This is a genomic window from Sinorhizobium sp. CCBAU 05631 (genome assembly GCF_002288505.1).
Taxonomy (GTDB): Bacteria; Pseudomonadota; Alphaproteobacteria; order Rhizobiales; family Rhizobiaceae; genus Sinorhizobium; species Sinorhizobium fredii_C.
In genome coordinates this window covers 2,713,034-2,731,207 of sequence record NZ_CP023063.1, presented here as the reverse complement: position 1 = coordinate 2,731,207, position 18,174 = coordinate 2,713,034, and the positions used below count along the sequence as shown (strand labels likewise).

15 protein-coding genes and 2 pseudogenes are annotated in these 18,174 nt (G+C 58.4%); 6 read left to right on the top strand and 11 right to left on the bottom strand.

Annotated features, from left to right (window positions below; translation table 11 throughout):
• The first annotated feature begins 63 nt into the window (after positions 1-63).
• Positions 64-993 (top strand): LysR family transcriptional regulator, encoded by a 930-nt coding sequence (locus SS05631_RS13385; protein ID WP_037425807.1) that lies wholly within the window; start codon positions 64-66, stop codon positions 991-993.
• On the opposite strand, the gene SS05631_RS13380 is transcribed toward SS05631_RS13385, so the two are convergent.
• The 7 genes from SS05631_RS13380 to SS05631_RS13350 form a co-directional block, all read right to left on the bottom strand.
• Positions 987-2,417: an aldehyde dehydrogenase family protein gene (locus SS05631_RS13380; RefSeq protein WP_037425806.1), complete on the bottom strand. Its 1,431-nt coding sequence runs from the start codon at positions 2,415-2,417 to the stop codon at positions 987-989. The genes SS05631_RS13385 and SS05631_RS13380 overlap by 7 nt on opposite strands.
• A 201-nt stretch (positions 2,418-2,618) precedes the next feature.
• Entirely contained in the window at positions 2,619-3,059 is a 441-nt protein-coding gene (locus tag SS05631_RS13375) for an Lrp/AsnC family transcriptional regulator (protein WP_037425803.1), read from the bottom strand.
• A gap of 18 nt (positions 3,060-3,077) precedes the next feature.
• A complete protein-coding gene (locus SS05631_RS13370) occupies positions 3,078-3,863 on the bottom strand; it encodes a homoserine kinase (protein WP_037425801.1) in 786 nt (261 codons plus the stop codon).
• Between the two features lie 12 nt (positions 3,864-3,875).
• Positions 3,876-5,285, bottom strand: a complete 1,410-nt coding sequence (locus SS05631_RS13365; protein ID WP_037425799.1) for an aspartate ammonia-lyase — start codon at positions 5,283-5,285, stop codon at positions 3,876-3,878.
• A 43-nt stretch (positions 5,286-5,328) separates the two neighbouring features.
• The gene (locus tag SS05631_RS13360) at positions 5,329-6,798 is read right to left on the bottom strand and encodes an aldehyde dehydrogenase family protein (RefSeq protein WP_050988374.1); all 1,470 of its coding nucleotides are present in this window, start codon (positions 6,796-6,798) and stop codon (positions 5,329-5,331) included.
• A complete protein-coding gene (locus tag SS05631_RS13355) occupies positions 6,795-7,856 on the bottom strand; it encodes a homoserine dehydrogenase (protein ID WP_037425796.1) in 1,062 nt (353 codons plus the stop codon). The genes SS05631_RS13360 and SS05631_RS13355 overlap by 4 nt, the downstream gene beginning before the upstream one ends.
• 373 nt (positions 7,857-8,229) lie before the next feature.
• On the bottom strand, positions 8,230-9,105 hold the full coding sequence (locus SS05631_RS13350; RefSeq protein WP_037425793.1) for a GNAT family N-acetyltransferase: 876 nt from the start codon (positions 9,103-9,105) through the stop codon (positions 8,230-8,232).
• 231 nt (positions 9,106-9,336) lie between these two features.
• On the opposite strand from SS05631_RS13350, the pseudogene SS05631_RS13345 reads away from it, so the two are divergent.
• The 3 genes and pseudogenes from SS05631_RS13345 to SS05631_RS13335 all read left to right on the top strand — a co-directional run bounded on the left by SS05631_RS13345 (position 9,337) and on the right by SS05631_RS13335 (position 12,345).
• Positions 9,337-9,956 (top strand): annotated as a pseudogene (locus tag SS05631_RS13345) (M20/M25/M40 family metallo-hydrolase).
• Positions 9,957-9,974: 18 nt separating this feature from the next.
• Positions 9,975-10,898, top strand: coding sequence for a glyoxylate/hydroxypyruvate reductase A (locus SS05631_RS13340; RefSeq protein WP_037425790.1), 924 nt, complete (start codon positions 9,975-9,977; stop codon positions 10,896-10,898).
• A gap of 169 nt (positions 10,899-11,067) precedes the next feature.
• On the top strand, positions 11,068-12,345 hold the full coding sequence (locus SS05631_RS13335) for an FAD-binding oxidoreductase (RefSeq protein WP_037425787.1): 1,278 nt from the start codon (positions 11,068-11,070) through the stop codon (positions 12,343-12,345).
• Positions 12,346-13,300: 955 nt separating this feature from the next.
• Here SS05631_RS13335 and SS05631_RS13325 read toward each other — a convergent pair.
• Both SS05631_RS13325 and SS05631_RS13320 read right to left on the bottom strand, forming a co-directional pair.
• The gene (locus SS05631_RS13325) at positions 13,301-14,278 is read right to left on the bottom strand and encodes a threonine/serine dehydratase (RefSeq protein WP_172900179.1); all 978 of its coding nucleotides are present in this window, start codon (positions 14,276-14,278) and stop codon (positions 13,301-13,303) included.
• A complete protein-coding gene (locus SS05631_RS13320) occupies positions 14,278-15,270 on the bottom strand; it encodes an ornithine cyclodeaminase family protein (protein WP_037425781.1) in 993 nt (330 codons plus the stop codon). The genes SS05631_RS13325 and SS05631_RS13320 overlap by 1 nt, the downstream gene beginning before the upstream one ends.
• Positions 15,271-15,592: 322 nt before the next feature.
• Between SS05631_RS13320 and SS05631_RS13310 the strand changes: the two genes are divergently transcribed.
• Positions 15,593-16,435, top strand: a complete 843-nt coding sequence (locus tag SS05631_RS13310; RefSeq protein ID WP_037425830.1) for a GNAT family N-acetyltransferase — start codon at positions 15,593-15,595, stop codon at positions 16,433-16,435.
• A 194-nt stretch (positions 16,436-16,629) separates the two neighbouring features.
• Here the strand turns inward: SS05631_RS13310 and SS05631_RS13305 are convergent, their stop codons facing one another.
• Complete coding sequence (locus SS05631_RS13305; protein ID WP_037425778.1) at positions 16,630-17,112, bottom strand: GNAT family N-acetyltransferase; 483 nt, start codon at positions 17,110-17,112, stop codon at positions 16,630-16,632.
• A gap of 240 nt (positions 17,113-17,352) precedes the next feature.
• On the opposite strand from SS05631_RS13305, the pseudogene SS05631_RS31015 reads away from it, so the two are divergent.
• Positions 17,353-17,474 (top strand): annotated as a pseudogene (locus SS05631_RS31015) (haloacid dehalogenase type II); the annotation flags it as partial.
• Positions 17,475-17,616: 142 nt separating this feature from the next.
• Here the strand turns inward: SS05631_RS31015 and SS05631_RS13295 are convergent.
• Positions 17,617-18,096 carry an Lrp/AsnC family transcriptional regulator gene (locus tag SS05631_RS13295; protein WP_037425773.1) on the bottom strand — a complete coding sequence of 160 codons (480 nt, stop codon included), beginning with the start codon at positions 18,094-18,096 and terminating at the stop codon, positions 17,617-17,619.
• Between the last annotated feature and the right edge of the window lie 78 nt (positions 18,097-18,174).

The window sequence follows — 18,174 nt, the reverse complement described above, 5'->3', positions numbered from 1 at the left end:
TTGCAGTCAAACCATAAAGATGACAATTAATGACAAGTGAATGTTTGCTTCAGGTGTTCATTAATGTTGACGTCCGATGACCTTGCCTTCTTTTCGGTGCTGACAGGCTCGAAATCTCTCGCGGAAAGCGCGAGAAAGCTGAACGTCACGCCTCCGGCAGTGACACAGCGCCTGCGAGCGCTGGAAGAGAAGGTCGGGGTGCGGCTGATCGATCGGTCCGGACGGCGGCTGCGCCTCACGGAAGAGGGCTCGTTGGTTGCTTCTCACAGCGTTATCGTCAGCGAGACCATCGATTCGCTTGCCGAAGCCCTAGCTGATCGCAGAGGCGCGGTTCGCGGGCACCTCAGGGTCGCCGCACCACACGGCTTTGGACGGCTCTATGTGGCCCCGGTCGTGGAAGCGTTCGCACGAGAGCACGGCGGCGCGACCGCTACGCTGCAGTTGTCCGATCATCCGGCGGCTCTGCTCGTCGAAAGCTATGATGTCGTTGTTCACATTGGGGCGCCGGGGCATCTGGACCAGGTCGTCACGACACTGGCGCCGAACCCTCGAATACTCTGCGCAAGTCCGAGGTACCTCGACTCGGCACCGCCCATTTCAGCGCCCGCCGATCTTGCTCAACATCGCTGTCTTGCCGTTCGGGAAAACGACGAGGACGTGACGCTGTGGCGCTTCAAGGGGCCGCGACAGGAGATGGCGACGGTGCGCGTCAATCCGGTCATGTCGAGCAACGATGGTGCCGTCATCCGCGAGTGGGCGCTTGCCGGTCAGGGCATCATGATCCGTTCCGAGTGGAACGTGGCAGAAGATCTCGCTGACGGACGGCTGCAGCAGGTGCTGCCCAACTGGAAGCTCCCACCGGCCGACATCGTCGCGATGCTCGGCTCGCGTCACGGGCGAAGCGCCCGGACTACTGCCTTCCTGACGATGCTTCGACAAGCGCTGAAGCCGCCGCCCTGGCAAGCGGCTTGTTCGGAACCGGGTGGTCAATAGCCCAGGATGGACTTCGTCTCGAGATACTCCTCAAGCCCATGCACGCCATATTCGCGCCCATTGCCCGAGTGCTTGTAGCCACCGAACGCGGCCGTCCCGTCCCACGCCGGATAGTTGATGTGAACCTGCCCGGCGCGGATCCGCGCGGCGACTCGTCGAGACCGCTCCGGATCCGGGGACTGGACATGGGCTCCCAGTCCATAGACCGTGCCGTTGGCGATCGTGATTGCCTCTTCTTCGTCCCGGTAGGGCATGATCGCAAGGACCGGCCCAAAGATCTCCTCGCGAGCGACGCGCATCTCTGGCCGAACCTCGGAAAAAATCGTCGGCTGCGTGAAGAAGCCTCGATCGAGACCTGCCGGGCGTCCCAGTCCGCCGCACAGGAGCTTCGCGCCTTCGTCGATTCCCGCCCGGATCATGGTCTGCACCCGCTCATACTGGGCGCGATTGGCGATGGGCCCCATGGTGGTCGCCGGATCCCTCGGATCGCCGACGCGGATGGCATGTGCGGTTTTGCTGGCCAGATCCTCGACCTCGGCGAGCCGATGGGCGGGCACGAGCATGCGTGTCGGGGCGCTGCACGACTGGCCGACATTGCGCATTCCGGCAAGGACGCCTTTCGGTACCGCCTGGGCGAAATCAGCATCATCGAGCAGGATGTTGGGTGATTTGCCGCCAAGTTCCTGGACCACCCGCTTGACCGTCGGGGCCGCCGCCTGCGCGACGAGTACCCCCGCACGCGTCGAGCCGGTGATTGAGATCATGTCGACCTCTGGGTGGCTGGAGAGAGCTGCGCCGACACTCTCTCCAGTGCCATTGACCAGGTTGAACACGCCTGGCGGAGTGCCGGCATCATGCATCAGTTGGGCGAAGAGCAAGGCGCTGTAGGGGGACAGCTCGCTGGGTTTGAGGACGACGGTGCAGCCCGCCGCGATGGCCGGGGCGGCCTTGGCGGTGATCTGGTAGAGTGGCCAGTTCCACGGGGTGATCAGGGCGCAAACGCCGATCGGCTCCTTGGCCGTTGCGGTGCGCCCATCGACCGTCACGAACCGGTAGTTCTCGAGCACCTCCATCTGGACACGAATGTGTTCCGCGGCAAAAGGAACCTGTGAGGCCCGCGCAAAGCTGATCGCCGCCCCCATCTCCATCACGAGCGCTTCGGCGAACAGCTCCGCTCTCTCCTTCAGGAGCGAATGCACCCTGCCGAGGAGCTCAAGCCTCTCGGGCACAGATGATTGAGAGAAGGCCGGGAAGGCCTTGCGCGCTGCCGCAACCGCGAGATCGACGTGGTTTGCCTCTCCGGCGGCGATATGTCCGACAACCCGTTCCGAGGCGGGATCAACGACGGGCAGACTTGTTGCGTCCGCGTGTTCTTGCCACTCCCCGCCAATATAGAACTGGGTTCCTCGTTCGGTTATCGTCATTTGAACCTCTTGGTAGTGCCATGCGGCCGGGGCGGGCCTGCGTCAGAAGCATGCCTCATTTCACCTGAAGGCGACAATTTATCTCGCCTGAATGTCGGCTTAAGAAGGGCGTTAACAAACCCATCCACGCGCTCGATGTCGAGGCACAGCTGATCCTTTCGGGCGACGTCAAAACAAGATGTGCCTTTGTTTTGCGGCGCTCTATTTTCGGATTACCGAGGAGAGAGCAAAGGCAGTCAGTGTATCGCGCACCCCGGGCATCTCAGCTATCAGCTGCCAAATCTGCCGGATGCGATCAGCCTCGGGAGACTCGACCCTGACGAGGAGATCGAAGTCGCCGGTCATAACGTCGCAAGCGACGACTTCCGGGATTTTCCGCAGCGCCTGGATGACGTCGCCGCCCCTCATGCGATCGTGCCGGTAAACGAAGATCAGTGCGGTCGTAACGTGTTGGCTACTCCCATCGCCGGTCACGATCGTATATCCTTTGATGAAGCCTTGTCGCTCCAGTCGCTCGATCCGCACTCGCACGGCGTTGCGCGAAAGATTCACCTTCGCCGACAACTCCGCGTGCGAGATCCGGGCGTTGGCTTTCAATTCGACGAGTATCTGTTCGTCAGTTCGATCGAGAAGATATTTCATGGGGTTGAAGCCGGTCGATCAGCCTAGAATGTCGGGCGTTACTGACCGATAAGCTACCATGGCGATTTCCGGTAGGAAGGTTTTTTCCTTTTGGCTTGCCAAACGCTTCGATGTTGAAGCCATTATGAAACCCGGCAATGCCTCTTTTTCCACGCCGGTCAGTCTTCGGACCTCTTCATAACCCTGCAGTAGCGCGCGCGCCCGCTCTTTGTTCAGTTCTCCGTTGGATTCCCCCGCCCAACCGACAATCACATCCGCAACCTCCGACAACAGCGTATCATCGTGCCGCAGTCTGAAGTTAATGACCCCGCTTACTTCATCTCCAAGGAAAAAGATATTCTCGTGGACCAACGCGCCGTGAACAGCCCCAGATGGTAGATCTGTTGATGTGCACTTCGCCTTTCGTTCCAAAACAATATGGACTTGAGCCATCACACGACCCAGGCTTCGGCATTTTGCCGCGCCTGCAGTGGTGGACGAGGAGCCCGGTACGAAGCTGACGACCGCAACCAGTCGACCTGCGGCCCGGCACGTGGCCTTGCCGTCGTGGGTGCGCAGCGGCTTGGGGCAGGGGACGCCCTTTCGATAGAGCGCCTCCATCGTTTCGAAAGCTCTTTCCAGATCTAAAGGCTGGGCTCCGTTCTCGAAAAGCGTAACGATGAATTCGCCTTCCTTGGCGCGAAACAGGTAGGTCGTCTCGCTGTCGCCGTCAGCGATCCCAATCACTGACAAAAGCGACCTAAACCCATAGGCTGCAGTGATCGACTGGCGATCTTCATCAGAAAGCTCGGTAAAAACAGCCATTTTCCTACCCTATCAGGCCGACGAACTCAGGGACGTTTTGCGAACGCTGCCTTCAAAGAGCTCGTCAATTTGGCCAGGCGCCAAAATTTCTTCCTCTTCCACGACCTGCCGCAATTCCCGCTTTTCAGTCAGCGCCTTTTTGGAAAGATACGCTGCCTTGCTATACCCGATAAGCATTGCCAACGGCGTCGCGAGCACGAGAGACTGGTCTAGGAGGGCCTTGCAGCGGTCGACGTCGACTTCAATACCCTCGATGCATCGCTGCTTAAAAATATCCATCCCCCGCGTCAGCATCCGCATGGACTGAAGGATGTTGAGAACCATCACTGGCTCCATTGCATTCAGTTGCAACTGCCCCGCGCTGGCCGCGAGCGTTACCGTGAGATCATTTCCGATAACCTGGAATCCGATCTGGTTCATCATTTCCGGAATGACGGGATTGACTTTGCCGGGCATGATTGAGGATCCCGCTTGCACAGGCGGCAGTCGGATTTCACCCAGGCCCCCGCGAGGCCCACTGCTCAAGAGACGCAAATCATTGCAGATCTTGGTCAGCTTCACTGCAATTCGTTTCAGAACACCGGAGAACGAAACGAACCCGCCCGCATCAGATGTGGCCTCAATCAGGTTTCGGGCTGGAATGACGTGGATCCCCGAAATCTGCGCCAGGTGCACGCAAGCTGCGGCGGAAAAACCGGGAGGCACGTTGATTGAGGTGCCGATCGCAGATCCACCGAGATTGACTTCTTTCAACAGCTTGGAAGCCGACTGCAGTTGGATGATATCTTCGTCGATGAGCTCCGCGAATGCTTCAAATTCCTGCCCAACTGTCATCGGAACAGCATCCTGCAACTGAGTGCGGCCGACCTTCAGCGCAGTCGCATATTCACTCGCCCTTGCACGGAATGCGTCGCGCAAGCCGACCTGGGACGCTATCAGTCCGTCACAAGCGCGAAGAATAGTCAGACGGAGCGCGGTGGGATAGACATCGTTGGTCGACTGGGAGAGGTTCACATCATCATTGGGATGCAACTTTGCGTAGTCGCCCACATTGGCCCCGAGCTTCAAGAGCGCGAGGTTAGTTACAACCTCATTAACATTCATATTCGTGGACGTGCCAGCGCCGCCCTGCATCATATCGATCGGGAAGTTCTCATCGACACCCTTCAGCTCGATGAGATCATCGCAGGCCTCGGAGATCGCCGATGCTTTTTCCACCGGGAGAAGACCAAGCTCAGCGTTCGCGAGCGCTGCCGCCTTCTTGACCATAGCCATAGATTGGATAAGTTCGGGAAAGTCTTTCAGCCGAAGGCCCGAAACGTCAAAGTTGAGCTCGGCTCGACGAGTGTGGACGCCGTACAGAACATTGCGAGGGATAGGAAGGGACCCGATCAAGTCGGCCTCTATGCGTTCAGTTCCCATTCTCTACTCCCCCCGGTCCAGAATTCCGGCGTCGTGCACTGCATCAGTGATTGCCTTTTGCGCAGGCGGGCCTAGACGCATCAATGAGCTGAACTGACCGCTTCAGCCGATTGATGCAAACGACCTTCGGCTGGGTCATGTCTTCATAGGCAAACCGAACGCCTTCACGTCCCATGCTGCCATATTTAAAGCCGCCAAAAGGCATCGCGTCGAACCGGTAGTCGGACGAGTCATTGATCATTACACCTCCGGCATCGATTTGGTTGGCGGCATGAAGAGCCTCCTCCAGATCGTTAGTGAAGATACCAGCGTGGAGGCTGTATTCTGGACTGTTTGCCAGCTGGATTGCGTCCTCCAGTTCATCGAACGGCTGCAGGATAACAATCGGTGCAAAGACCTCCTCAATCCACAGGTCGCACGTTGCTGGCGCGTTCTCCAGTACTGTTGGCGGGTAGAGAGTGCCGGAGGGGTTGTGCCCGCAAAGGAGCGTTGCGCCAGCGGCGATTGCGCGCTCGACCATTGCAGCGGCTCGGGCGACCGCCTTTTCGGAAATCATCGGCCCGACGTCGGTATCTGCGTCCATCGGATTGCCGGTCTTGAGCTCGGCAGTCCGAGCGACGAAGTCTGCCTTGAACCGCTCATAGATGGGGCGCTGGACCAGAATTCGCTGCGTGCCGATGCAGTTCTGGCCGGCCGCCCAGTAGGCACCCGACACGCATGCTTCAACCGCCTCGTCAAAGTCGCTGTTTCCCATAACGATAACCGGCGCATTTCCGCCGAGATCCATCGCGAGCTTCTTGATGCCGGCACTCTTCGCGATGGCCTCGCCGGTCTTAAAACCACCCGTGAAGGAGATCATCCGAACGTCCCTGGCCGAAACGAGCGATTTGCCCAGGTCTGCCCCGCCGACAGCTACCGTGATGACTGCCTCCGGCAACCCGCTTTCGAGTAGCACTTCCACCAGCTTGATGGCCGACAAAGGCGTAAGCTCCGAGGGCTTCAGGAGTACCGCATTGCCGCCGGCGATCGCGGGCCCGAGCTTGTGGGCCACGAGATTGAGCGGGTCGTTGTAAGGCGTGATCGCAGTGATGATGCCGAGCGGCTCCCGTGTGTACCAGCCCTGACGGGATTCCGACCCGGCATAGGAATCAAAGGGGATCACCTCGCCAGCATTTCGCTTCGCTTCATCCGCCGAAAGCTTCAACGTATTGACGCACCGCGTAGCCTCCTTGCGGGCCTGGGTAATTGTCTTCCCGGCTTCCCGCACGATTAGGAGTGCAAATTCCTCCTTTCGGGCTTCAACAGCTGCTGCCGCCTTTTCGAGAATTGCGGAGCGCTCATGGCGGGGCAGGGATCGTGCGATCTGCGCACCCCGATTGGCGCGCTCAAGCAGCAGGTTCACGCTGTCCGTGCTGGTCTCAGAAACCGTTCCGACAAAGCTGCCGTCGAACGGATTGCTGATAATGATCTCGTCTACGGAGGTCTTCTTGCTGAGAGCGAGGCTCTGCATCATGCGGCCTCCTTCGTAGCGGTGCCTGCCTGGGCTTTGTGAATGGCGACGATATCGGACAGCAGCGCATAAGCGGTCTCAACCCGGCCGGCCCCAGGGCCGGTGATGGTGACGCGACCGAGTAGTTCGGTGTCAAGCGATACCGCATTGGACGCGCCGTTTACACCGGCGAGTGGATGCTCGAAGGGAAGCTGCTTCGGAGAAACGCTGCCAGTTACCGTCCCGTCTTCATTCCGAACCGCCGATCCGATTAACTTCCAACGGCTATTTGCTGCGGCTGCGACTTCGATATCGGAAGGACAAAGCCTGGAGATGCCCGTGCACGTGACTTCTTCGGGCTTGAGGCTTGCCCCCAGCAACTCGTTTGCCAGGATCACCACCTTGAGGCGAACGTCAAAGCCTTCCACATCGGCGGTTGGATCGGCTTCCGCATAGCCGAGTATCTGGGCTTCCCTGAACGCAGTGGCGAAGTCAAGGCCGCATTCCATGCGGCCGAGGACGAAGTTCGAAGTACCGTTCAAGATCCCCTCGAAACCCTTCACCTCTGCGCCGACGAGCGTCTTTTCCGCCATGCGGATGACAGGGGTTCCACTCATGACGGAGCCTTCATATTCGAAATGAACGCCGTTCGCCTTTGCAAGGGCCTTCAGTTCCTGGGCAGCGATCGCGACCGGCCCTTTGTTCGTGGTGACGACATGCTTGCCGGACTGCAGGGCCCAGCGGCAGTGCGAAACAGCTGGCTCGCCGTCCTTCGGGTTTGTAAATGTCGCTTCCACGATGATGTCGGCAGGCGCCGTCGCGATGATGGTCTCGTTGTCGGCTTCCGCGGTGCCGCCAGAAAGCTGCCCGAACCCGCCTTTTGCGAAGTTCGCTTCAACCAGGGTCTTGGCATCGAGGCCGTTCGGCGAAATAACGGACCCGAGATAGAGGTCGCTGACAGCTACGATGTTCAGGCGGAAGCCGAGGTCTCGTTCCCAGAGAGGGTTCTTCGTCGCAATGAGTTCGGTGAGAGCGCGATTGACGCCACCAAATCCGATAAGAGCAATGTTGTAGATTGTCATTTGGATTCTCCGGTGAAGCATTGTGTTCCGCAATGATGAGATGCAGACCGCTTCGTCGGAACGGCACAAACAGACCAATCTGCTGTGCGCTTTGCTCATTCCACCGCCGTCTTGCATGATGGCCTGGGGTTGATGATTGAGACACTCAACCCTCAGCCAGGACGGCAAAACCCGCAAACGGGCTCAGATCATCGCTGCACCCTCACCACGGGCGACAGTGCCGCGCGAGCGGCATCATCCTCGTACCAAAAGCGGATACACAAGGTTCAGCAACAGTATTTCCTGGGCCAGATCATCATCGAGCTTGACGCGTGGAAAAAACTGCCATGCGCTACCCTCCGCGGAGCAAGGCGCCAGTTGGGGTGCTTGTATTTCAGCTCAACGCATGGCCGGCCAAGCCATAGACCCACGGCTCGTTGTCTTTTCGGTTCAGGAACCGGCGGCCCTTGGACATGGTCGTATCCGTCTCGGAAACCGCGAGTCGGCACTGCTGCAGAAATTCGGCAAAGGCCGCCTTGTCACGCGTGTCGATGCGAGCGAACTGTCCTGCAAGCCGCTTCAAATGCACGGCTGTGAGATGGATTGCGTCATGATCATTGCTTGCCACTATTGGGCCGACGACATGGCCGCGCCCGAACTCGTGACGCATGGAATAGCCGACAATTTCGCCACCTCGTCGCAATATAGAAGTTGAAGCATTTTCCGAAAGCAGTGCGAGCAGCTTGCCGCGATCTACGCCGAAGGCCCGCGCATCGAGAGCGGTGATCTCATCGAGCTCGTCGCTTGATGGTTCGCTCAATTCACCGTTCAGGGGCGGCAGAGTCGGAAGCGTCGGTGCGACGTCCCCCTGGTACTGGTATACGATTGCTACCTTCTTGAAGCCGAGCGACAGGTACAGCTTATAGGCCGCATCGGTCGAGTTTAGGCTTAAGTTGCGGCCGGCGCAGCGTTCAAACACCTGCTCCATGAGCCATCGGGCGTTTCCCTGCGCTTGCGTGCGGGGCGATGTGATCACCAGGCCGACGGTGGCGAAGTCGTCCCCGTGCGGAAACCACATCGCGCTTCCGAACACACGTCCGATACCATCCACGGCGACGATGCCGTGGCCGGCGCGGCGCAGGAAATCCCAATCCTTTGGCCGGTGTGGCCAACCAACCCCGATCGACAGCGCGTGAAGCAAGCTCACGTCGACATCGTTGATATCCCGCGCTGTCAATTCAAAGGATTTCAGGCGCACTGATCTTTGCATTTCAGTTCAATCCGCTCCGTTCATCGGAGGCCAACTCTCGAGCAAACAGCGTCTTTGATTCCACCGCCGATTGCAACATAGGTACACTATTGCACGCAGTGGCCTGCAGGTTTCACTTGTTCGCGGCAACTATTCGAAATCTTCAGCCGAACCGAAGCTATGTTCGGCAGAGAAAACTCCTGCCTCGGCTTAACCTGACTGTCACGGGTCAACTCTGAAGGCAAGGTCCCCATGAACGTCGAAGAGATCCTCGCAAGGTTGATCGCATTTCCCTCTGTCGTGGGCACTCCAAACAGCGCGATTGTCGATTGGATTTGTTCGTACTGTCTGGCAGCGGGGGCTGAAGTGACGGTCCACCCCGGCCCCGAAGGTGGCCGGTCTAATCTGTTTGCCACCATCGGGCCGCGCGAGGGCAGGGGTTATATTCTGTCTGGCCACATGGATGTCGTGCCGGCCGGCGAACGGGAATGGAGTTCGGATCCTTTCGTCCTGCGCAGAGGGATAAGCTTTACGGCCGCGGCACGTCCGACATGAAAGGTTTTCTCACCTGTGCTTTGGCCGCATTGCCGAAGCTTGCAGGCATGAACCTACAGCGGCCGGTCGATCTTGCCTTTTCCTATGACGAAGAGGCGGGCGCCCGCGGTGTGCCACAGTTGACGGGGCACGAGCCGCTTGCGGCAGTGAGCTATGGCACCGAGGCGGGGCTTTATCAGGAGGCCGGCATCGACGCGATCATTTGCGGCCCGGGGAATATCGACCGCGCCCATCGTCCCAATGAATACATTGAGACCGGCGAACTCGCGGGGTGCCAGAAGATGGTCGAGGATCTCGGCAAGCACCTTGCCGCATGATGAAAGAGGGTGAATTACATGGCATTTCTCTTCAATTCCGATGCCGCACGCGGGGCAGTTTTTCGTGAGCTCTTTGCGCGCGAGCTCCCGGATGTGGAATTTTTTCATCACAGCGAAACCGTAGACCCGGACAAGGTGCGTTATCTCCTGACTTGGACTGTTCCCGCTGACATCTCGCGCTATCGCAATCTGGAAGTACTGTTTTCCATCGGCGCAGGCGTCGACCAGTTCAACCAGGACGGCGTCCCTGACCATGTAAAAATCGTTCGCATGGTCGAGGATGGCATCATTCGAATGATGCAGGAATATGTTGCCCTCGGCGTTCTGACCCTGCACCGGGAGTTGCCTGCCTATCGGGAGCTGCAGAAACGCCATATGTGGCAGGCTCTTGCCGCTCCGCAGGCGACCGAACGACGAGTGGGCTTCCTGGGTCTCGGTATGTTGGCCCAGGCGGCAATCGAACGCTTGAAGCCGTTTCAGTTTCCGCTATCCGGATGGAGCCGCGGCAGAAAGAAGCTGGACGGCGTCACCTGCTTCCATGGAGCAGATGAGCTTGCCCGCTTTCTGATGCAGACGGATATTCTCGTCTGTCTGCTGCCGCTGACCGACGAGACTCGCGGCATTCTCAATGCCGAGCTCTTCTCGCTGCTGCCGGTGGGCGCACGGCTGCTGCATGTTGGCCGAGGCCCGCAGCTTGACCAGACCGCCCTTATCGAGGCGCTCGACAACGATCATCTGGCCGCAGCAATGCTCGACGTGACGGATCCCGAGCCGCTACCCGAAAACCATCCACTCTGGTCCCATCCGAAGGTGGTGTTAACGCCGCATATCGCCTCCGTGACGCAACCGCATACGGCAGCACAAGCGGTCATAGAAAACATCCGACGACACCGCGCCGGAGAAAATCTGGTCGGCCTCGTCGATCGGACACGCGGCTACTGAACTGCACGCGGCGGAGTTTACCCGCAAACAGAAGATCCTGTGGTTTGCGCCACTAAACGCAGGTAGTTGTTGCGAAACAAGAACGTTTGTGCCGCTGCTCATCCGCAGAAGCGGGCGTACACTCTAGCTATCCGAACCGGGCTTAGATTAGCATGAAGGGTGTGCAGCGATGAAATTCGCCTCCTACTGGCATGAAACCTCCGTTCCATTCGCCGGGGGCGTGGTCGGGCCTGTCTCAGGTGACTTCGAGGTCGCGGTGATCGGTGCCGGCTTCACCGGCCTCAGTGCCGCGCGCAAGCTCGCGAAGTCAGGGGTAAAAGTCGCTTTGCTCGAAGCCGAGCATGTCGGCTATGGCGCGTCTGGCCGTAATGGCGGGCACCTCAACAGCGGGCATTTCGCGAGCTTCAGTGCCGCCAAGCGCCATTTCGGGGAAATCCAGGCGCGCCGATTGTGGCGTGCCTACGATGACTCGATCGACATGATCGAAGCGCTCATTGAGGAGGAAAAGATCGACTGCAACTTCCGCAGAGGCGGAAAACTCAAGCTCGCATCCAAGCCTTCTCACGTCGGAAAGCTGCAGGCGATCTTTGAAGAGATCCGCCGCGAGGTCGATCCGTCGGCTGAATGGCTCACTCGTGAGGATCTTCGCAACGAGGTCCGTTCGGGTGCGTTCCACGGAGCGATCCTGTCTCCGAAATCCGCCATGATGCACATGGGCCGCTACGCCAATGGTGTCGCCAATGCCGCCCATCGCTATGGCGCGGCAATCTGGGAGCAGAACCCTGTCATTGGCCGCGAGCGCGCAGCAAATGGTTGGAGGCTCATAACGCCGACCGGTTCGCTTACCGCTCGCCAGGTTATTCTGGCGACTGACGCCTATACATCTGGCGCGTTCGGCTATTTCTCCCGAAGGATGATGCCGATCGCTTCCTTCATCATCGCCACGCGCCCTCTCACCGAACAGGAGATTGCCGCGACTGTTCCGGGAAACCGCAACTTTACAAACTCGCTGAACATCGCGAACTATTTTCGCCTGACGCCGGATAACCGTATGCTGTTCGGCGGCCGGGCGAGATTTTCGGCCGAGTCGAACCAGAAGACCGACGTCAGCTCCGGTCAGCTCTTGCGCAAGCAAATGGTCGGCATATTTCCGCAGCTTGAGAGCGTCGAGATTGACTATTGCTGGGGCGGCCTCGTTGGATGCACCCAAGATCGTTATCCCCGGGCTGGCAGCGCCGACGGTGTGATTTACAGCATGGGCTATTCGGGACACGGAGCTCAGCTGTCGACTTTCATGGGTAACGCCCTGGCCGATATGGCGATGGGGCGAAAGGATGCCAATCCGCTTGAGGGAATGGCTTGGCGCGCCGTGCCGATGCACACCGGCAAGCCTTGGTTCCTGCCAATTGTGGGTGCCTATTACCGGATGAAGGACATGCTTCCCTGAACCATGTTCGCGCCGCGTCAGAGGGCTCGTGGAGCTGGGTTCCGAGAAGATTTTGGCGCGTTCCCCATTTGGAAAGACAAGGGTCTCGAAAACGAGGTTGTCGTCAAAGCTTTGGGCAGATCTGGAATTCGTCGCACAGTTCATCAAAGGCGATCTCGTTGACGCTGTGGCCAAGGCGAGCAGGCAGTGGCTATGCGCAGCGCTAGGCGCTGGCGAAGATCGTCGAGAGCGGGCTGATGCCCGCGATCCATGCTGTCGTCCGCTGGCGGCGCTTGGATCTGGTGCAGTGGATCTTTCAGGAATTCCGCATCTCGATAGATGAGACGACGGTCAGGCGGGAGTTGCCGCCAAAGGTTTGCGTTCGACGCGGTCTGGAGTCTCAGAAAAAATGTGGCTACCGTCGGGGCCAGTTCGACGGCAGCCAGTTTACCCCTGGGAGGAGGGAGAGGGGGCATGCGCGTGGATGGCTTTGATACATTTGGCCTCGGGTCTCCATCCAACGAGTGATATCTTACACAGCTGCATGAGCGGTGGGCTGCGGCCTTTCGGGGGGGTCGCCAGCATGTTGTTCGGTTTGTTGGCCGCTCTGAAGCTAATTTAGCTGAGGCTTGCATTGTCCGGCTGGCAGCGCGTAGGGGTTCGATCTCCCCCCACGTTGGAGCGGCCGCAAAATATGCCCGTCAAGGAAGTTCAAAGGCCTGAGCGGCCGCTAGCTAGGCTAGCTAGCAGGGAACTGCGCCAGAAACGGATTGGCGCACGTAACCGCTTTCCACAACGCGTTGCAGCCTTTCCGGATCACGTGCAGGATTGGCCGCTTAGGGCGGTCGTTGCCCAGCTGATCGCCGAATGGCGTGCTTCGAGCTCGCATTCCGGACGGGCAGGTTCTTGCTTGGTGATAGGCAGCGCGGACGTTCAACTGCGTACGGGGCGCTGAACTGACCGAAGCTGTAACTGATTACCCCGCTGCCGCGTATATTGCGGCAAGATCGCCTAGGTCCCAGTTCCCGCCAGACAATACCGCACAGACTTTTTCGTCGGGCTTGACGTCTATGCTGCCCGCCAACAGTGCTCCGACACCAATCGAGGCGGCTGGTTCAGCGATCAATTTCGCATCCTTGGCGAGCGCACGCATCCCGGCGATGATGTGCTCGTCGTCAACAAGAACAATCTCGTCCACATACTTTTCGATAATCGGATACGGGTTTTGCCCCGGTACGCTTATCCTCAACCCATCCGCAATAGTGTTCTTCAAGGGAAGCGATGTGCGCTCCTTGTTTATCCGGCTGTGAAAATACTTCGGTGTCAAGGCAGGCTCTGCCCCAATAACGCGCACCGACGGCTTCGTTTCCTTTATGGCGGTAGCGATTCCCGAAATCAGGCCTCCGCCGCCTACGGGGACGATGACCGTGTCCACATCCTCCAGGTCTTCGAGTATCTCGCACCCGATCGTTCCCTGGCCTGCCATTACAACGGGGTCCTCGAAGCCGTGAATAACCGCATACTTGTTTCCTTCAGCGATTTCGTAGACCTTTTTCCATCTAGCAGCATTATCACCATCAAAAAGAATGACTTCCGCCCCAAGGGCTTTGGTGTTTTCGATCTTGATTTTGGGCGTGGTCACCGGAAGGACCAATATCACTTTTACGCCGAGCATCTTGGCCGCGTAAGCAAGCGCCTGGGCATGATTGCCCGACGACGTCGCGATAATGCCGTTTTCGATCTCTTCTCTCGAGAGCGAGAGAGCCTTGTTGAGGGCGCCGCGGATTTTGAAGGCGCCCGTAATCTGCAGGGTCTCCGGTTTGAGATAGAGCTGACAACCAGCGGCTTTCTCGATTTTCTCCGCACGCAACAGCGGCGTGTGCCTGACGTGCGGCTTCAGCCGTTCCCGAGCTTCACGGATGTCCTGAATGGTGGGGTAATTGCGCATGGTCATCACTCAAAAAACTGAAAGAATGTGCCGACGTTATTGGCTATGGCGTTCTGATAGATTTTGCTGGCTGTCGTATTGTCTTGTACGGCCATCCCCGTGGAATCGAAAATCGTGATTTCGTCATCACTTTCTCGTCCAGGCTTCTGTCCCAACAATACCTCGCCGATTTCGCCGTGGATGTCGTTTCTGGTGATGATGTTTCTATCCAATGGGTGCCAGGTCTCGCCCTTTTCTGTGCATTGCGAAATCGAGTCGACGACGAGCTTTGCGTTCCTGAATATCTCCGGATCCAGTTCTTGTTTGCCGCGTTGATCCGTGCCGATGGCAACGATGTGCGTGCCGGGCTTCACCCAATCTGCTTCCACAAGCGACCCTTTCCCGCGGGTCGTCGTGATCAGGATGTCGGCCTGCTCAACGGCTTCTTTCTTGGAGTTGGCCATGATTACAGGAATGCCAAATTCGCTCTCAATATCGGTCTTGTATCTTGAAAGCGTATCCGGGTGATTGTCCCATGCATGGATCTCTTCGATCTTCATGATCTCATTGATCGCCCGGATTTGCATTCTTGCCTGGTTTCCTGTCCCGATCGATGTAATTTTCCTGGCTTCTTTCCTCGCCAGTGCCCTTACGGAAACGGCTCCGGACGCACCGGTTCTGAGACCAAGGATCAAGCTTCCATCCATGACGCAAATCAACGCACCGCTTCTCGCATCAAACAGGAAAATGGTCGCCATGCCATTCGGCACCCCGTGTGCTGTCGGGTTGTCGACGAACCCTCCGGAAGAGGCTTTCATGGAGATCACTTCATTGGCTTTGTAGTACCCAAGCTTGAAGTCGATTTCCCCGCGAGGCGACGGGAGATCTATTCCGATGTAGTCGGGTTGTTCGACCTGATCGCTGTTAAAGCCCTTGTATGCCTCTTCCACCGCGCCGATGACTTCCGTCATGCCGATTAGCCGTCTTACTTCATCCTTCTTAAGCAGCAGCGTTTTCATGCATGACCTTTCTATTTTCTGCCATCCGCACAGCACGCCCAGCACCGCAATCACGATAGTCGGAGAGCGGGGAGATTAGTGGCCGGATTCGCCTCGACGGGAAGCAGATTGTTCTGCGTCGCATAGAAGCTTTGGCAGAGAGTTGCAGCCGGCGCCTTTCCAAGTGCAGGCATCGGCGTATAGATTCCGTCATGGTCGGCACAAGATGCGGCACAGGCGGTAAAGCTTAGCGCGGACGCGTGGCGCATGTCCGTACGTCGGGAGGAACTGCTGTCTTATGCGGGTTACCTTGAACCTTGAAGACACAGGCCGGAACCGCATCATGATCAACCAAGCGATCATTCTCGAGAAGATGACACCAAAGCATCTGGACAGGGCATTGGAATTGTCCCGCCAGGTGCAATGGCCGCATCGGCGCGAGGATTGGGAACTGGTCCAGTCAATCAGCCAGGGAATCGTCGCACTCGAAGAGGATCGCCTCGTCGCGACCATCATGATGACGCCCTATGGCGACGACGCCGCCACCATCAACATGGTCATCGTCGATGCCGCGATGCGCGGCCGCGGCCTCGGCCGGAAGATGTTGGAAGAGGCGCTTGCCAAAGCGGGTGAGCGCACCTGCTATCTGGTGGCGACGCAGGAAGGTCTTCCACTCTACGAGAAAGTGGGTTTTGCTGTCACCGGAGAGACCGTGCAGCACCAGGGCGAGCCGTTGCGGGTTGAGGCACCGGCCCATGTAGCATGGAGCGAGAGCGGCGATCATGCCAGCCTGGTGGCGCTGGATCGCGCGGCAAGCGGTCATGACCGTTCGGCATTGATGGCGATTCTGCGCGAGCGGGCGAAGTTCGCTGTCATTCGCGATGCCGGCGAGATCCAGGCCTTCGCGGCGATCCGGCCTTTCGGCCGTGGGCTGGTCATCGGACCGGTGGTAGCGAGAAACGCTTCCGAAGCCAGGGCCCTGATCGATTTCCTGCTCGCCCATCACCAGGGCGAGTTCGTCCGTATCGACACGGATGTCTCCACGGATCTTGCAGGATGGCTCACCGCGCGCGGGCTCAACCACGCCGGCTGTGGGATCAAGATGCGACGTCGCGGGGCCGCGTGGGGGCAAAGCAAGCCCACCCATCACCGCAGCTACGCGCTGGTCAGTCAGGCACTCGGTTGATCTTGGCGGAAAAAAGGACTCGCTTGTCGAGTTCGACGGTGCCACCGCTCCATCCGTTCGCCAGCCATTGAAAGCCGTAATGAGACCGGGCTGTCGCAACCGATATAAGGCCGCCGGAACGGTTCCGCGGTCTGTGGTGTGTCAATGTCGGATATGGGCAGGACGGCATCTCACCCCAACGTCGGGAGCCGCCACTAGAGCGCTTGATACATAACGAAGGCGTCAACATAGCCATGTGTCGGGTGCCTGAACGCGCCGGGCAACGTGCCCACGACTTCAAAACCCATTTTCTGCCATAGCGAAGTGGCGCGCTGGTTGGTGCTCACCACGAAGTTGAACTGCATTGCCCGATACCCTCGGGCGCGGGCGGTTACCAATGAGTGTTCGCACATGGCGCGTGCGACGCCCCTACCGGTCGCATCAGGCGCCGTGACGTATCCGCAGTTGCAAACATGCCGACCACCGCCAGCCTGATTGGGACGTACGTAGTAGGTACCGAGGATGGCGCCCGCTTGCTCGGCAACGAAGACTTCCTTGTCTGCGCCCAACCAGTAGGCGAGAGCCTCAGCGCGGCTCAGATTGCGATCGAGCGCATATGTTTCTCCCGCTCGGATCACGCGCTTGATGACTGACCAGACTGCGGGCGCGTCAGCGGATGAGGCGGGGCGAATATGCATAGCGGCATGATTACCTTTTGCGGCAGGTGCTGAGAAGCGGGTCATGTTGTTTTTGTCCTTATGGCGGCTCCGCCCTCAGGCCTCGACGGTTGCCTCCGCGCGAAATCGAAAGAGCCAACCTGGCCTTTGGTCGAGAAGTTTCTGCTGACGAGTCGAAGAATCCGGCCGGTTCAGCGGCCGAGGCGCGGCCTACGATTGCTCACAACGGAAACGGATCCCTGTCAAAAAAAGGCGAAGCGCATGGCCACTATCCGCCCGAAATTGATGACCTTGGCCTCGGCACGCTGATCAACTTTCAGATGGTGGAGGCGGCACGCGATCTTTACGGCAAGCGAACGAGGGAGCAGAAGATGCTGCAATTCCCCGCTTAGGGCGCTTTGAAATGGAGGTGCATCCATTCTATAGCCCGCCGGTTCTTCGGTTGTCGTCTCTCATCAATCTACCAGCACGAGATGCCGCCTGCTCATCAACGCGCGGCCGCCACACTGCCCGCATCAAGGTCTGCTACGAGGCTTGGAAAAGGCTTTCCAGCGGCAAATGCGCTTTGACCAGGGGCGATTTCAGGACGACGAAGCTGAAGTACCTGTCAATGCCGATTTCCCAATCGAGGAGCCGCTCCATCAGCGTCTGATACTCTTCGATTCCGGCGGTGACGAATTTTACGAGATAATCGTATCCTCCGGAAACCAGATGGCACTCGATGACCTGATCGACCTTCTCGATCGCCGTAAGAAATCTCGCGAAGTCCAGTTGACGGTGGTTCTTCAGCGTGATCTCGGTGAACACCGTCAACGTCTGGCCCAGTTTTCCGATATTGATATGGGCAGAATAACCCTCGATATAGCCCTCCGCCTGTAGCTTTTTCACGCGCAACAAACAGGGACTCGGCGAGAGATTGACAATTTCCGAAAGCTCGACATTCGTCATTCGGCCATTCTTCTGCAATGCGTTAAGTATCTTGACGTCGATGCGATCAAGTTTCATTGGCTAGCTCCCGCTGATGAGGATGGCTGACGCCGCGACTCCGCCGAGAAGCAGTCTCTGGCGGAGCCGGAGAGGAGC

Coding starts and splice junctions, on each gene's coding strand:
- SS05631_RS13385 (WP_037425807.1), top strand. CDS start 64: ATGTTGACGTCCGATGACCTTGCCTTCTTTTCGGTGCTGACAGGCTCG.
- SS05631_RS13380 (WP_037425806.1), bottom strand. CDS start 2,417: ATGACGATAACCGAACGAGGAACCCAGTTCTATATTGGCGGGGAGTGG.
- SS05631_RS13375 (WP_037425803.1), bottom strand. CDS start 3,059: ATGAAATATCTTCTCGATCGAACTGACGAACAGATACTCGTCGAATTG.
- SS05631_RS13370 (WP_037425801.1), bottom strand. CDS start 3,863: ATGGCTGTTTTTACCGAGCTTTCTGATGAAGATCGCCAGTCGATCACT.
- SS05631_RS13365 (WP_037425799.1), bottom strand. CDS start 5,285: ATGGGAACTGAACGCATAGAGGCCGACTTGATCGGGTCCCTTCCTATC.
- SS05631_RS13360 (WP_050988374.1), bottom strand. CDS start 6,798: ATGATGCAGAGCCTCGCTCTCAGCAAGAAGACCTCCGTAGACGAGATC.
- SS05631_RS13355 (WP_037425796.1), bottom strand. CDS start 7,856: ATGACAATCTACAACATTGCTCTTATCGGATTTGGTGGCGTCAATCGC.
- SS05631_RS13350 (WP_037425793.1), bottom strand. CDS start 9,105: ATGCAAAGATCAGTGCGCCTGAAATCCTTTGAATTGACAGCGCGGGAT.
- SS05631_RS13340 (WP_037425790.1), top strand. CDS start 9,975: ATGGCATTTCTCTTCAATTCCGATGCCGCACGCGGGGCAGTTTTTCGT.
- SS05631_RS13335 (WP_037425787.1), top strand. CDS start 11,068: ATGAAATTCGCCTCCTACTGGCATGAAACCTCCGTTCCATTCGCCGGG.
- SS05631_RS13325 (WP_172900179.1), bottom strand. CDS start 14,278: ATGACCATGCGCAATTACCCCACCATTCAGGACATCCGTGAAGCTCGG.
- SS05631_RS13320 (WP_037425781.1), bottom strand. CDS start 15,270: ATGAAAACGCTGCTGCTTAAGAAGGATGAAGTAAGACGGCTAATCGGC.
- SS05631_RS13310 (WP_037425830.1), top strand. CDS start 15,593: ATGATCAACCAAGCGATCATTCTCGAGAAGATGACACCAAAGCATCTG.
- SS05631_RS13305 (WP_037425778.1), bottom strand. CDS start 17,112: ATGCATATTCGCCCCGCCTCATCCGCTGACGCGCCCGCAGTCTGGTCA.
- SS05631_RS13295 (WP_037425773.1), bottom strand. CDS start 18,096: ATGAAACTTGATCGCATCGACGTCAAGATACTTAACGCATTGCAGAAG.